At 39.0% G+C, this 15,364-nt stretch carries 16 protein-coding genes; 14 read left to right on the top strand and 2 right to left on the bottom strand.

The window, feature by feature from the left end:
- The first annotated feature begins 1 nt into the window (after position 1).
- From infA to ctlX, 13 genes are all read left to right on the top strand, one after another.
- A complete protein-coding gene (infA, locus tag KO529_RS00805; protein ID WP_013549436.1) occupies positions 2–217 on the top strand; it encodes a translation initiation factor IF-1 in 216 nt (71 codons plus the stop codon).
- Between the two features lie 9 nt (positions 218–226).
- Complete coding sequence (gene ykgO / locus KO529_RS00800) at positions 227–343, top strand: type B 50S ribosomal protein L36 (protein ID WP_013621733.1); 117 nt, start codon at positions 227–229, stop codon at positions 341–343.
- Between the two features lie 2 nt (positions 344–345).
- Entirely contained in the window at positions 346–720 is a 375-nt protein-coding gene (gene rpsM / locus KO529_RS00795) for a 30S ribosomal protein S13 (protein WP_031445095.1), read from the top strand.
- Positions 721–733: 13 nt separating this feature from the next.
- The gene (gene rpsK, locus KO529_RS00790) at positions 734–1,126 is read left to right on the top strand and encodes a 30S ribosomal protein S11 (protein ID WP_031445094.1); all 393 of its coding nucleotides are present in this window, start codon (positions 734–736) and stop codon (positions 1,124–1,126) included.
- A gap of 103 nt (positions 1,127–1,229) precedes the next feature.
- On the top strand, positions 1,230–1,835 hold the full coding sequence (gene rpsD, locus KO529_RS00785; protein WP_031445093.1) for a 30S ribosomal protein S4: 606 nt from the start codon (positions 1,230–1,232) through the stop codon (positions 1,833–1,835).
- Positions 1,836–1,854: 19 nt separating this feature from the next.
- Positions 1,855–2,847, top strand: coding sequence for a DNA-directed RNA polymerase subunit alpha (locus KO529_RS00780; protein ID WP_031445092.1), 993 nt, complete (start codon positions 1,855–1,857; stop codon positions 2,845–2,847).
- A 57-nt stretch (positions 2,848–2,904) separates the two neighbouring features.
- On the top strand, positions 2,905–3,462 hold the full coding sequence (rplQ, locus tag KO529_RS00775) for a 50S ribosomal protein L17 (protein WP_215946043.1): 558 nt from the start codon (positions 2,905–2,907) through the stop codon (positions 3,460–3,462).
- A 97-nt stretch (positions 3,463–3,559) separates the two neighbouring features.
- A complete protein-coding gene (gene carA, locus KO529_RS00770) occupies positions 3,560–4,672 on the top strand; it encodes a glutamine-hydrolyzing carbamoyl-phosphate synthase small subunit (protein ID WP_215946042.1) in 1,113 nt (370 codons plus the stop codon).
- Positions 4,673–4,792: 120 nt separating this feature from the next.
- A complete protein-coding gene (eno, locus tag KO529_RS00765; RefSeq protein WP_215946041.1) occupies positions 4,793–6,085 on the top strand; it encodes a phosphopyruvate hydratase in 1,293 nt (430 codons plus the stop codon).
- Between the two features lie 150 nt (positions 6,086–6,235).
- Positions 6,236–7,777: a glycogen synthase gene (locus tag KO529_RS00760; RefSeq protein WP_215946040.1), complete on the top strand. Its 1,542-nt coding sequence runs from the start codon at positions 6,236–6,238 to the stop codon at positions 7,775–7,777.
- Positions 7,778–7,903: 126 nt separating this feature from the next.
- On the top strand, positions 7,904–9,187 hold the full coding sequence (locus KO529_RS00755; protein ID WP_215946039.1) for a citrate synthase: 1,284 nt from the start codon (positions 7,904–7,906) through the stop codon (positions 9,185–9,187).
- 101 nt (positions 9,188–9,288) lie between these two features.
- The gene (locus KO529_RS00750; RefSeq protein ID WP_215946038.1) at positions 9,289–10,203 is read left to right on the top strand and encodes a dimethylarginine dimethylaminohydrolase family protein; all 915 of its coding nucleotides are present in this window, start codon (positions 9,289–9,291) and stop codon (positions 10,201–10,203) included.
- A gap of 112 nt (positions 10,204–10,315) precedes the next feature.
- On the top strand, positions 10,316–11,245 hold the full coding sequence (ctlX, locus tag KO529_RS00745; protein ID WP_215946037.1) for a citrulline utilization hydrolase CtlX: 930 nt from the start codon (positions 10,316–10,318) through the stop codon (positions 11,243–11,245).
- A gap of 7 nt (positions 11,246–11,252) precedes the next feature.
- Here ctlX and KO529_RS00740 read toward each other — a convergent pair whose 3' ends face one another.
- Together KO529_RS00740 and KO529_RS00735 are read right to left on the bottom strand one after the other, a co-directional pair.
- Positions 11,253–12,797, bottom strand: coding sequence for a BCCT family transporter (locus KO529_RS00740; RefSeq protein WP_289847731.1), 1,545 nt, complete (start codon positions 12,795–12,797; stop codon positions 11,253–11,255).
- A 50-nt stretch (positions 12,798–12,847) separates the two neighbouring features.
- Entirely contained in the window at positions 12,848–13,273 is a 426-nt protein-coding gene (locus KO529_RS00735) for a hypothetical protein (protein WP_215946036.1), read from the bottom strand.
- Between the two features lie 162 nt (positions 13,274–13,435).
- On the opposite strand from KO529_RS00735, the gene argS reads away from it, so the two are divergent.
- A complete protein-coding gene (gene argS / locus KO529_RS00730; RefSeq protein WP_215946035.1) occupies positions 13,436–15,220 on the top strand; it encodes an arginine--tRNA ligase in 1,785 nt (594 codons plus the stop codon).
- The last annotated feature ends 144 nt before the right edge of the window (positions 15,221–15,364 follow it).

Genomic DNA, 15,364 nt, shown 5'->3' with positions numbered 1-15,364 from the left:
TATGGCTAAACAATCAGCAATAGAGCAAGATGGAAGCATAATTGAGGCATTGTCAAATGCCATGTTTCGCGTGGAGTTGGAAAACGGTCACGTGGTAACGGCGCATATCTCTGGAAAAATGCGTATGCATTATATTAAGTTACTTCCAGGGGATAAGGTTAAGCTCGAAATGAGCCCCTATGATTTAAGTAAAGCAAGAATTACATATAGATATTAAGTAAATAGGATGAAAGTTAGAGCATCAATAAAGAAAAGAAGTGCCGAGTGCAAGATTGTGCGTAGAAAAGGCAGATTGTACGTAATTAATAAAAAGAATCCTAGATTTAAACAAAGACAAGGGTAATTATGGCAAGAATTGCAGGTGTAGACATACCAAAACAGAAAAGAGGGGTAATAGCCCTAACCTATATCTTTGGTATAGGAAAAAGTAGGGCAAAGGAGATTTTATCTACGGCCCAAGTAAGTGAGGATACCAAAGTATCTGACTGGAACGATGATGAGATTGGTCGTATTCGTGAGGCAGTTTCTTCTTTGACTATTGAAGGGGAATTGCGTTCTGAAAACCAATTGAACATTAAGCGTTTAATGGATATAGGTTGTTATAGAGGTATTCGCCATAGATCTGGTCTGCCTTTAAGAGGTCAGCGTACCAAAAACAACTCTAGGACAAGAAAAGGTAAGAGGAAAACAGTTGCTAACAAGAAGAAGGCAACTAAATAATAATTAGGATATTATGGCAAAGGCAAATGCAAAAGCGGCAAAGAAGCGTAAAGTTATAGTAGAGTCTGTGGGCGAAGCCCATGTTACTGCTTCTTTTAATAATATTATTATTTCTTTAACCAACAAGAAGGGTGATGTAATTTCTTGGTCTTCAGCAGGTAAAATGGGTTTCAGGGGTTCTAAAAAGAACACTCCTTATGCAGCTCAAATAGCTTCTGAGGATTGTGCTAAAGTTGCTCATGAAGCTGGTTTAAGAAAAGTAAAGGTTTATGTAAAAGGACCGGGAAATGGTAGGGAATCTGCTATTCGTTCCATACATAACTCAGGAATTGAGGTTACAGAGATTATCGATGTAACTCCAATGCCGCACAATGGTTGTAGACCACCAAAAAGAAGAAGAGTATAATTAATAGTAATCAATTGCCCCAAAAGGGTATTTCAAGGAGATGTAGTTACGATTATCGAAGGATAAGCCTTAATTCATGATCACGTTTCCAAACTAAAAGAAAATGGCAAGATATACAGGACCAAAAACAAAGATCGCCCGTAAATTCGGTGAAGCGATTTTCGGAGATGATAAATCTTTTGAGAAAAGAAATTATCCTCCAGGACAACACGGTAATAACAGACGTCGTGGTAAAAAGTCTGAATATGCTATCCAGTTAATGGAAAAGCAAAAGGCAAAATACACTTACGGTATTTTGGAGAAACAATTCCGAAACATATTTGCAAAAGCAAATAGAAGTAAAGGAGTAACCGGTGAGGTATTACTTCAATTGTGTGAATCGCGTCTAGATAACGTTGTTTACAGAATGGGTATTTCCCCTTCTAGAAGCGGAGCAAGACAATTGGTTTCACATAGACATATTACGGTAAACGGAGAGTTGGTTAACATTCCATCCTATACCTTGAAAGCTGGTGACGTTGTTGGTGTTAGGGAAAAATCAAAGTCTTTAAAAGCGATCGATGACGCTCTTTCTGCAAATAGCAGTGTGTACGAGTGGATCACTTGGAATTCAGAAAAAATGGAAGGGAATTTTGTTTCCGTTCCAGAAAGAATGCAAATTCCAGAGAATATCAAAGAACAATTAATAGTCGAGTTATACTCTAAATAAAAACAACACTGATCCAATTATGGCATTATTAAATTTTCAGAAGCCCGATAAAGTTATAATGATTGATTCCTCCGATTTCGAAGGTAAATTCGAATTTCGTCCATTGGAACCAGGTTATGGCTTAACTGTTGGGAACGCATTAAGAAGAGTTTTGCTTTCGTCCTTGGAAGGTTTTGCTATCACTTCTGTTAGAATTGATAAGGTGGAACATGAGTTCTCTGTAATTTCCGGTGTTGTGGAAGATGTTACCGAAATCATTCTAAATCTTAAACAAGTTCGTTTCAAAAGACAGATAGACGATGTTGACAGTGAGACAGTATCTATCTCTGTTAGCGGAAAGGAACAGTTGACTGCAGGTGATTTTCAAAAATTTATTTCTGGTTACCAAGTATTGAACCCAGATTTAGTTATTTGTAACATGGATCCCAAGGTTAGCATTAATATGGAGATTACCATAGATAAGGGTAGGGGATATGTGCCAGCAGAGGAGAATAAAAAATCCAATGCACCATTAGGTACCATAGCCGTAGATTCTATCTTTACTCCTATTAAAAATGTAAAGTACAGTATAGAAAACTTTCGTGTTGAGCAAAAGACCGATTATGAAAAATTGGTTTTTGAAATCGCAACCGATGGTTCAATTCATCCAAAAGAGGCATTGACCGAAGGAGCAAAGGTTCTAATACACCACTTTATGTTGTTCTCCGATGAGCGTATTACCTTAGAGGCGGACGAAATTGCACAGACAGAGACCTATGATGAGGAATCATTGCATATGCGTCAGCTATTGAAGACCAAATTGGTTGATATGGATCTTTCTGTAAGAGCTTTGAACTGTTTGAAAGCTGCTGAAGTTGATACACTTGGTGATCTGGTTTCTTTTAACAAGAACGATTTGATGAAGTTTAGAAACTTTGGTAAAAAATCTTTGACCGAATTGGAAGAATTGGTTATCAACAAAGGTTTGAGCTTTGGAATGGATTTGTCAAAATATAAATTGGATAAAGATTAATTGAACTTTCAACGGAATTGGGAATACCAAAACCAAGAAAGACTATAGAAAAGAACAATGAGACACGGTAAGAAAGTTAATCATTTAGGAAGAAAGGCAGCCCATAGAAAATCTATGTTGGCAAACATGGCCTGTTCATTAATAGAGCACAAGAGAATTAATACAACTGTTGCCAAAGCAAAAGCTTTAAAGCAGTTTGTGGAACCATTGATTACCAAATCAAAGACTGAGAATAATCAAACAGTTGAGAAGGGTACTCACAACAGACGTATTGTTTTTAAAAGCCTTCGCGACAAGTATGCGGTTACAGAGCTTTTCAGCAGCGTTGCTGAAAAGGTAGCCGACAGACCAGGAGGATATACCAGAATTATCAAATTAGGTAATCGTCTTGGGGATAATGCTGACATGGCAATGATAGAGCTTGTAGATTTTAATGAAATCTACAATGCCGGCAAGCCTAAGAAGCAAAAGACCACAAGAAGGGGTAGAAGTAAAAAAGCAGATGATGCTACAGCGGTTGTTGAAGAAACTGCAAAAGCTGAAAGTCCAAAGGCTGAAGAACCAAAAGTAGAAGAGCCGAAGGCAGATAAAAAAGCTGATGATGCTAAAGAGTAAAATTGTTATTAAATATTAATAATTGTTAAAGGATAAGCCTAAAAGCTTATCCTTTTTTTATGTTATTTTTGCAAAACGAAAAATTGTAAGACCAAAAATGAAGTATCAAACAAGAAAAAAAGCAATACTGTTGCTTGCCGATGGGACCATTTTTCACGGAAAGGCCGTAGGGGACAAAGAAGGAACTGCCTTTGGAGAGGCTTGTTTTAACACTGGAATGACCGGTTATCAGGAAATATTTACAGATCCATCCTATTTTGGACAATTAATGGTAACCACAAACGCCCATATTGGGAATTATGGAGCCAATAACGAGGAGGTGGAATCCGATTCTGTGAAGATCTCAGGCTTGATATGTAAAAATTTTAGTTACAACTATTCTAGACCAGATGCGGACTCAAGTTTACAGGAATTTTTGGATAAAAATAATCTGTTTGCCATTTCCGATGTGGATACTAGGGCCTTGGTAGGTTATATCCGGGATAACGGTGCCATGAATGCCGTAATATCCACTGATGTGGATAATATTGAGGGGTTAAAAAAGAAGTTGGCAGAAGTGCCAAGTATGGAAGGCTTGGAGCTTGCTTCCAAGGTTTCTACCAAAGAACCATATTTCTACGGTGATAAGAATGCGAAATATAAAGTATCTGCCTTGGATATAGGAATTAAGAAAAATATTCTACGGAATTTGGCCAAAAGGGGCGCCTACATAAAAGTTTTTCCCTACAATACAAGTTTCAAGGAAATGAGTGCTTGGAATCCGGACGGTTATTTCATTTCCAATGGCCCCGGAGATCCGGATCCATTGAACGAGGCCATTGCATCTGCCAAAGAAATGATAAAATCGGATAAGCCATTGTTCGGTATATGTCTAGGGCATCAAGTGTTGGCATTGGCCAATGGGGTTTCTACCTATAAAATGCACAATGGGCATAGGGGTATAAACCACCCTGTAATGAATTTGGTTACAGGAAAGGGAGAAATCACTTCCCAAAATCACGGTTTTGCCATTAACAGGGAAGAGGCCGAGGCTAATCCCGATTTGGAGATAACCCATCTTCATCTAAATGACAATACGGTGGCGGGGATTAAAATGAAAGATAAGAACGTATTTTCTGTTCAATACCACCCTGAAGCAAGTCCAGGACCACATGATGCAGATTATCTGTTCGACCAATTTTTCGAAATGATCCAATCCACGGTAAACTAAAACGTTATAGTTTTATTTTATTGTTATCAAAGGGTCATTAAAGCCAATAATAGTGGGGTTAAAAGCACTTCCTTTGCTATATTTGCATAATAATTTAACTAAAAAATAAAAGATAGACATATGAGTATCATCCTAAGTGTTCATGCACGACAAATTTTGGATTCAAGAGGTAATCCAACAGTAGAGGTAGATGTAATTACCGAAAATGGAGTAATGGGAAGGGCAGCAGTTCCTTCAGGAGCTTCTACAGGTGAGCATGAAGCGGTTGAGCTTCGTGATGGAGGGAAAACATTCATGGGTAAAGGAGTAGTAAAGGCCGTTAACAACGTAAATACCGTTATTGCCGAGGAGATTCTGGGTATGTCCGTTTTTGAACAAAATTTGGTGGATCAAACCATGATAGATTTGGATGGTACGCCCAATAAATCGAAATTGGGTGCCAATGCCATTTTAGGTGTTTCCCTTGCAGTTGCCAAGGCAGCAGCCAATGAGTTGGGATTGTCCTTGTTTAGGTATGTGGGTGGTGTTAGTGCCAATACTTTGCCAGTACCAATGATGAATATAATTAATGGAGGTAGCCATTCTGATGCTCCCATTGCTTTTCAGGAATTTATGGTGATGCCGGTAAAGGCAAACAATTTTTCGCATGCCATGCAAATGGGTACGGAAATATTCCATAACCTAAAGAAAGTTTTGCACGATAGGGGGCTAAGTACAGCTGTTGGGGATGAAGGTGGATTTGCACCGAATCTTGCCGGCGGTACCGAGGATGCCTTGGATACTATTGCAAAAGCGGTTGAAAAGGCGGGATACAAATTAGGGGACGATGTAATGATCGCCTTGGATTGTGCTGCTGCAGAATTTTATGTGGATGGAAAATACGATTATACCAAGTTTGAAGGAGATAAGGGAGTAGTAAGAACTTCTGAGGAGCAGGCTCAATATTTGGCAGATTTAAGTGCCAAATATCCTATTATTTCCATTGAGGATGGTATGGATGAGAATGATTGGAAAGGCTGGAAGGCTTTGACAGATAAAATTGGGGATAAAGTACAATTGGTAGGCGATGATTTATTTGTGACCAACGTAGAGCGTTTGTCCAGAGGGATCAAAGAAGGTATTGCCAATTCCATCTTGATCAAGGTTAACCAGATAGGAACCTTAACAGAAACCATAGCAGCCGTTAATATGGCCAAGAACGCAGGGTATACATCCGTAATGTCTCACCGTTCAGGAGAAACTGAGGACAACACCATTGCCGATTTGGCAGTTGCCTTGAATACCGGTCAAATTAAAACCGGTTCGGCTTCCAGATCCGATAGAATGGCCAAATATAACCAATTGTTAAGGATAGAGGAAGAATTGGGGAGTACTGCATATTACCCAGGAGTACAAGCCTTCAAAATAAAATAATACAAAATTAAGGTCGTAAGAAAAGCCATTCTATGTAGAATGGCTTTTTTTTTTAAATATCATGGAGGTTTGTTTACTTATCAGAAATAAATAATTATATTATCCTACTTTTATTAGTATACCAATATATATAACCAAATTCTAGATTAAATGAATAACTTTCTATTTGTTGCTGCTGAGAATGACGGTATTCCAAAGTGTAAGGCCGGCGGTATGGGTGATGTGGTTAGGGATGTTCCTCGGCAGATTTCTGAAAGGGGGGACATGGCGCATGTAGTAGTACCTTCCTATTCAAGATTACATCAAAATGGAACCTTCATTACCAATCTTAATCTAAACCTACGGGGAATGGTCTATGTTGCAGAGCTGTACGAAGTACCCCCTAAAAAGGAGTTTGCAAATTTACATCATTACGTTATACATCACCCTGAAATTACTGCAGGGGAAATAGGACATATATATCACGACGATCCGGAAGAAGCTTTTTATACGGATAATATTAAGTTTACTATTTTTTGTACTGCCGTGGCAGAAGCTATAAAGGTGGGGGCATTTGGGGAATTGGATATTGTTCATATGCATGATTGGCATTCCAGTCTGGTTTTGTTTTTAAAAACCTACCATCCGGAATATCAGGCCTTAAAGAAAATGCGCTATGTCTATACCATTCATAATTTGGCCATTCAAGGTATTCGTCCCTTTTATAATAATTACTCTTCATTGGGAAATTGGTTTCCCAATTTGTCCTTAGATGAAAAGAAGTTGATGGACTATAGATACCAGGACTGTATTAACCTTATGGCTGTGGGTATCCGGTTGGCAGATGCCGTTCATACGGTATCCCCTTCTTATAAGGAAGATGTGCTTAGGCCTAGTAATCCGCCCGAATTTATTGGAGGTGAAGGTTTGGAAACGGATTTACAGGAAGCAAACAATCAAGGGAGGTTGTTCGGGATTCTCAATGGTTCCAACTACAAAAATATTCGCGCGGCAGAAAAGGGGTTGTTATATAGAAATACTGTTAAGGCACTATTTAGGTGGCTACAGGAGGAATCCAAGAAATACAAGGCCGATTTTCTAGCGCATACCGGAGAAAAGGTAATGGAATTTGTAACGGATAGGCCTAAATTTATAGTTTCAAGTGTGGCACGTTTAACCGAACAGAAATTCTATTTTTTTAAACGTTCGCCGGAAGCCTTTGTAGAGATTTTGAAAAGACTGAAGAAAGTGGATGGAATTTTTATGCTCTTGGGTACGGGTGCCCCTGAATATGAGGAACTATTTCGTCAGTTGAGCTATGAACATAAAAATTTTATTTTCACCAACGGTCAATCCGAAGATTTAATAGATTCCATTTACTTGGAGTCGGACCTGTATTTTATGCCCAGTTTATTTGAACCCTGTGGTATTAGCCAAATGTTGGCCATGCGTAATGGCAATCCATGCCTGGTACATAATACTGGTGGCTTGAGAGATACTGTGGAACACATGAAAACTGGATTTAGCTTCGATGGCAAGACCTATGATGATAAAATTAAAAATATGATCCTGGTACTTGATCAGGCTTTGGATGTTTTTGTAAATGACAAGCCAAAGTGGAAAGAGATTCAGGATAATGCCAAAAAGATGAGGTTTACTTGGGAAAAATCGGTAGATGATTACTACAAATATCTATATTCCATTAACCAATAGAATTGCATTTATATCCGGTTTTCAAAATATTTCATAATTATTCAATAAATAACAAAATCTTCAATTGTTAACCTTGGGTGTTTTTAGTATTTTTACGAACAATCGAATAAAACAGGAATTTAAGAAATGGCGAATAACGCAACATTAGAATACAACGGAAAGAAATTTGAATTTCCAGTTATAGAAGGTACCGAAAATGAGTTGGCTATAGATATCAAAACTATGAGAGCCGAGTCAGGAATGATAACGATAGACCCTGGGTTTAAGAATACGGGCTCTTGTGAGAGTGCCATTACTTTTCTGGATGGTGAAAAAGGAGTTTTAAGGTATCGAGGATATTCTATTGAGGAATTGGCGGAAAAGGCCGATTTCTTGGAAGTAGCCTATTTGTTGATTTTTGGAGCCTTGCCAAATCAAGACCAGTTGGATAAATTCCATCAGGATATAAAAGCTGAGTCCCATGTAGATGAGGAGATGAAGAAGATTTTGGATGGTTTTCCAAAATCGGCACATCCAATGGGTGTACTCTCCAGTTTAACCAGTGCCCTGATCGCCTTTAATCCAACCTCGGTAAACGTGTCCTCGGAAAAGGAAATGTATTGGGCCATTGTTAGGATTTTGGCCAAATTTCCTGTTTTGGTGGCATGGACCTTAAGAAAGAAAAAAGGTTTGCCCTTGGATTATGGGGACGACTCTTTGGGTTATGTTGAGAATATTCATAAAATGATGTTCAAAAAGCCTAACCAGGAATATAAAAAGAATAAGATCGTCATAGAGGCCTTGGATAAATTATTGATCTTGCATGCAGACCATGAGCAAAACTGTTCTACTTCTACCGTTCGTATTGTAGGATCCTCACATGCTGGATTATTTGCCTCTATTTCTGCAGGTATCTGTGCGCTTTGGGGACCGCTTCACGGAGGAGCTAATCAGGCGGTATTGGAAATGTTGGAGGCAATTGAGGCCGATGGCGGGGATACCAAAAAATATATGGCCAAGGCCAAGGACAAGAGCGATCCTTTTCGTTTAATGGGCTTTGGACATAGGGTATACAAGAATTTTGATCCAAGGGCAAAGATTATCAAGCAGGCTGCAGAGGAAGTTTTGGGAGATTTGGGTATAGATGATCCAATTTTGGATATCGCCAAAGGCTTGGCCAAGGAGGCCTTGGAGGATAAATATTTTGTAGACAGAAAATTATATCCCAACGTAGATTTTTACTCAGGAATAATATATAGGGCATTGAGTATACCTACCGAAATGTTTACCGTTATGTTTGCTTTGGGACGCTTACCGGGCTGGATTGCCCAATGGAGGGAAATGAGATTGAACAATGAGCCTATCGGTAGACCAAGACAGGTATATATTGGTGAGAAAAGCAGATCTTTTGTTCCTTTGGACAAGAGATAGATAGAAAACAAATTATTTGTGACTGCCCTTTGTGTTAAATATACAAAGGGCAGTTTTTATTTATCAAAATAAGTATTTCTATCTTTACCTAAAAAGCAGTTATGCTAAAGTTGAATGTACAGGATGAAACTTCGCGGTTAAGATCGGTGGTTCTTGGAACTGCCAAAAGCTGTGGACCCATTCCAAAACCTGAAGAGGCCTACGACCCCAAGTCATTGGAGCATATATTGGCCGGTACCTATCCTATGGAAGCGGATATGGTAAGGGAAATGGACGGTTTTGCCCAAGTATTTGCCAAATACGATGTTCAAGTGTTTAGGCCTAGGGTCTTAAAGGATTGCAATCAAATATTTTCTAGGGATATTGCTTTTGTTATAGATAATAAGTTGGTGAAAGCTAATATTCTTCCGGATAGGGAAAAGGAATTTCAAGCAATTAAATATGTGCTCAGTAAAATAGATGAGGATCAGATAATCTACCCTCCAAAGGAGGTTCATGTAGAAGGAGGCGATGTTATGCCATGGGGAGAGTATATTTTTATGGGTACTTATACGGGGGCGGACTACGCTGATTATATTACGGCCCGTACCAATAAAGAGGCGGTGGAATTTATTGCCAATCAATTCCCAAATAAAAAGGTAAAGGCTTTTGAACTTAGAAAGTCGAATACCAATGCCAGGGAAAATGCCCTGCATTTGGACTGTTGTTTTCAGCCCGTTGGAAAAAATAAGGCCATTTTACATAAGAATGGATTTTTAAGGGAAGAGGAGTATCAATGGCTGTTGGATTTTTTTGGAAGCGACAATGTTTTTGAGATCAGCAAGGAAGAGATGTATAATATGGTGAGCAACGTTTTTTCCATATCCCCCAGTGTAGTGGTCTCTGAGCGTAATTTTACCAGATTGAATAACTGGTTGCGCGAACACGGTTTTACGGTCGAGGAAATAGCATATGCCGAGATAGCTAAACAAGAAGGACTTTTAAGGTGTAGCACCTTGCCCTTGGTAAGGGACTAATGTATTTCTATTTTTCACATACTAGTCCATACTGGGAAATAAATGAATTAATTTTGCACAAATTTAAAGCGAGAAGGCTTTGTAATACCCAATTTGAAAAGTGACGAATAAAATGCAAATTACAAATACCATTTTGATGGTGCGCCCAGTGAATTTTCGAATGAACGAGCAAACCGCAGTAAACAACTATTTTCAGGAGGACCTCGATTTAAAAAACCAGGAAATAAATGTGAAGGCACAGGAGGAGTTTGATGCTTTTGTATTGGAGTTAAGGGAAAAGGGGGTAAATGTTATTGTTGTAGATGACAAGAAGGATTTGGATACTCCAGATTCCATATTTCCCAATAATTGGGTTTCCTTCCATGCCGATGGAACAGTAGGGCTTTATCCTATGTTTGCCGAGAATAGAAGAAATGAAAGAAGGGAAGATATTCTTGCTCTTTTGGAGCAGAGGGGGTTTGTTATAGAAAATCTAATGGATTATACCTCGGCTGAGGAAGAGGGCGTTTTTTTGGAAGGAACGGGCAGTGTTGTGTTGGATAGGGTAAATGAGAAGGCTTATTGCGCTCTGTCGGATAGGGCGGATGAGGATTTGTTTATAGAGTTTTGTGAGGATTTTGAGTATACCCCTATCGTATTTACGGCCAATCAATCTGTGGCAGGTACCCGAAAACCTATTTATCATACCAATGTAATGATGTGTTTGGCAGAAACATTTGCCGTTATCTGTTTGGATTCCATCGACGATAAAAAGGAAAAGAAGAATGTAGTGAACCACTTAAAACAGGATGGTAAGGAGATTATTTCCATTTCGGAAAAGCAAATGCACCATTTTGCAGGGAATATGCTACAAGTTTTAGGAATGGGTGAAAAACGATATTTGGCAATGAGCACGGCGGCATACAATAGTTTAAAGCCACAACAGATTCAAACGATAGAGAAGCATTGTGCCATTATCCATAGTCCTTTGGATACCATTGAAACCTGCGGTGGTGGAAGTGCACGTTGTATGATGGCCGAGGTGTTTCTGCCCAAAGAATAATAGTTTCCTATTTTTTGCCGATCAAAGGATAACTCTTATGGTACCTCAATAGCTCCTTGACAAATACCAGGGCCATAAATACCATGAAAAAGGCAAAGGGAAGCGAAGTTATAATCAGTAACTTTTGGGCGGCAATCAATATGTCTACCTCTGGTTTGGCATTGCCCAATAGAATTAGGGCAATCGTTGCCAAAAAGATAAACAGGGACCAAATTAAGCGATGTTTTTTGCTGGGGTCTTTTTTGCCCCTGTCCGAAAACATACTCAATACAAAAACAGCAGAGTCCACGGAGGTTACCAAAAAACCTATCAGCAATAATATGGTGGTAATATTTAGGAATGTGGAAAAAGGATAGTTCCCAAAGAATACAAAAATAGAGGAAAACACTCCGTCAAATTCGTTGTTATAGCTTCCCCATCCCTCAATAAGTTGGAAGGCCGAGGTGCCAAATACTGAAAACCAAAAAAAGGTGCCCATGCTGGGGATAATCAAAACACCCAATAATAGCTGTCTTAGGCTGCGCCCTTTGGAGATCCGGGCAATAAATATTCCTGTAAAAGGTGCCCATGCCAACCAAAATGCCCAATAATAGAAAGTCCAGTCGGTAAGAAAGGTTAATCCAGGGTCGTAACTGCCATAGGCCAGGCTCATGGGGATAAAGTCCATTATATAATGAAAGCTAGCCTCTAAAAAATTACCAACTACCTTAAGAATATCACTTTGGAAAAAAGTAAAAAATAGTACGGCCAGGGTAATAAGAATATTGATTTTTGAGAGTACCTGAATGCCTTTGTTAACTCCTTTCCATGCAGAATAAAAGGCCAATGCCGAAATAACGGTGGTTAGGAATAAGGTAGTGACCAAGCCGAAATTTGAGGAGGTAATGTGGATCAGCCCACCATTAATTTGGGTTGTCCCAAGGCCTATTGCGGCAATCAGGCCAAACACCGTGGTCATAATGGTGAGCACGTCAATACCTGTTCTAGCTGCTTTATTGTGTAATATATCCTCTATAGTTGAGCTGATCAATACTTTTTTCTTTCTTACAAAAAGATAATAACCTATGGTCATGGCAAAAAGTCCATAAAACGCCCATGCTGTAAACCCCCATTGATAAAAAGTAAATTCCAAGGCTAGGATATCTGACGGTAAATCTGAAAGGTAGGGAGGATTCTGTTGCATGAAAACGGGTTCCTGTACTGCCCTGAGCAAAATTCCAGCCCCCATTCCTGCACTATAAAGCATGGCTGTCCATGCCCAAATGGTAAACTCGGGTTTTTCATTTTTCTTGCCCAGTTTTATTTTTCCCAAAGGGGATAGTGCTATAGCCACTAATAGAAGCACACATCCCAAACCAAGATATAAATAGAAATAACCAAAATAGTTTCTTACCCAAATGGAGGCTATTTCAATGGCATTATAGGTTTCCTCGGTAGCGATAAAGACAATCAATGTAGATATCAAAAGGATTCCGATAGAGACGGAAAGTAATGGGATTTTACGATAAGAATTAAATATTTTGATAATACCGGTTTTAATACAAGGTAACAAAAAGCTTCATTGTTTTATAGGTTGGCTTTTGGTATTTATTCTATGAGTTGTTAGAGGTCCTCTATATTGGTAGGCGCATTGTCCGCCCTATGTCCCAATAATTTTGTAAAAAATTTCTGGATCGCCTTGGTGTCAGATTTTATTTTGATGAAATACTGGTCCCTGTATATAGTATATAGGCCAAGATCGGTTTTGTACAGGGTAAACTTATAGTATGGAATAATAAGCCCAAAGGTCTCGAGTAGGGACCTAAAGCGAATTATGATCCCTTTGGGCCGTAATTCAATATTGCAGGTGTTGGTATTGTTGTCCAGGATCAATAGATTTTTAATTTCTATACTACTGTCAACGATGAATAATTTGGGAGATCCAATGCCGTCCAAGGCAAAGCGTTCTTTTAAGGTAAAAGGTTTGCCTACCTCTTCATCAATTTTTCTTGTAATTTCTTTATTGTTATAGGAAACGTTCAGCAACATAAACTTTATGGATATCCAGATTAAAACATCATCTTATGGTAATTTGCACCACATAGAAATATAAAGTTAAAAAAATCTTCCCTCTTTATAGTCTACTTATCCCTAACAATAAGGGGAAAGAATAAAAAATGCTTAATTTTGCAGCCGTAAACGCCGAAATTAATGAACATTCAAGAAGTCCTAAGCCAAAAGGTAAAAGAAGCCGTTACCTCTATTTTTAAAGTTGAATTGCCAACGGTAGAATTTCAACCTACTCGAAAAGATTTTGCGGGCGATATTACTGCGGTTATTTTTCCCATGTTGCGATTTGTAAAGGGAAATCCGGTACAAATTGGTGAACAAATAGGACAGTTCCTAAAAGAGGAAGTGGAAGAGGTGACCGATTTCAATGTGGTCAAAGGATTTTTGAATATTACCATTAGCAATGAATATTACCTCGATTTTTTTGAAGGAATAAGGAATCTGCAAGATTTTGGTTTTGTTTCCCAAAGTACTAATGAGGCCATAATGGTGGAATATTCGTCCCCCAATACCAATAAACCTCTGCATTTGGGACATGTCCGAAACAATTTATTGGGATATTCCGTGGCAGAAATCCTAAAGGCTTCAGGGAAGAAGGTCTATAAGACCCAGATCATTAACGACAGGGGGATACACATTTGTAAAAGTATGCTTGCCTGGCAACGCTTTGGCAATGGGGAAACTCCGGAGAGTACGGGGCTAAAGGGTGATAAATTGGTGGGGAACTATTACGTAGCTTTTGACAAGGCCTATAAGGCCGAAATTGCTACCATGATATCTAATGGTGTTGATGGAAAAGTCGCAGAAAAAGAGGCACCTATCTTATTGGAAGCTCAGGAAATGCTGAGAAAATGGGAGGCCGGCGATGAAGAGGTGGTAGGTCTATGGAAGACAATGAACCAATGGGTATATGATGGTTTTGAGATAACCTACAAAAACATGGGAGTTGACTTTGATCAACTGTATTACGAGAGCAACACCTATTTGTTGGGCAAAGACTTTGTGGAGGATGGATTGCAAAGGGGAATATTTTATAAAAAGGAAGATGGCAGTGTTTGGATAGACCTAACGGACGAGGGTCTGGATGAAAAAATTGTACTCCGTTCAGATGGTACGGCAGTGTATATGACCCAGGATATTGGTACTGCCATACAAAGGGTAAAGGATAACCCAGATGTGAAAGGTATGGTCTATACCGTTGGCAATGAACAGGATTACCACTTTAAAGTATTGTTCCTCATTTTGCAGAAGTTGGGCTTTTCGTGGGCCGAAAAACTGTATCACTTAAGTTACGGCATGGTAGATCTGCCCAGTGGAAAAATGAAGAGTAGGGAAGGTACTGTAGTGGATGCCGATGAATTAATGGATGATATGAGCCAAACTGCCGCTGATATTTCCGAGGAATTGGGCAAGTTGGAAGATTACTCCCAAGAAGAGAAACAAGAGCTTTATAAAATTATAGGACTGGGCGCCTTAAAGTATTACATTCTTAAGGTGGATCCCAAAAAGAGAATTTTGTTCAATCCGGAGGAGTCTGTGGATTTTCAAGGAAATACCGGGCCTTTTATTCAGTATACTTATGCCAGGATCCAATCTATTTTGAGAAAGGCGGAAGAATTGGAACAGAACCTGAACAGCTCTCAAAAGTTGACGGATTTACACGAGAAAGAGAAAGAATTGTTGAAACAATTGCAGTTGTTTCCAGAAACTATCCAATTGGCGGCCGATAACTATAGTCCGGCTCTAATTGCCAATTATACTTATGATTTGGTGAAGGAGTTTAATTCCTTTTATCAAAATGTTTCCATTTTAGGGGAGCAAGATCAGAGCAAAAAAATATTCAGGGTTCAATTGGCTAAAAAGGTTAGCGAGGTTATAAAATCGGCCTTCGGACTTTTGGGGATACAGGTGCCGGATAGGATGTAGGCAGGTCATAGCCTTTGTATGGGATGGCATTCTAGGTGTTAAAATTAAATTGTTCGGTACAGATATACTTCGGATAATTTCCACGGACGAAATTTTATTTATTCTTAGTAAATTGCGTAGTTGATACAAATGCCCTATACGGGA

The sequence above is a fragment of the Arenibacter algicola genome (assembly GCF_018860365.1).
Classification (GTDB): domain Bacteria; phylum Bacteroidota; class Bacteroidia; order Flavobacteriales; family Flavobacteriaceae; genus Arenibacter; species Arenibacter algicola_B.
The sequence above is the reverse complement of the archived record's forward strand: the minus strand, read 5'-3'. Positions and strand labels throughout refer to the sequence as shown.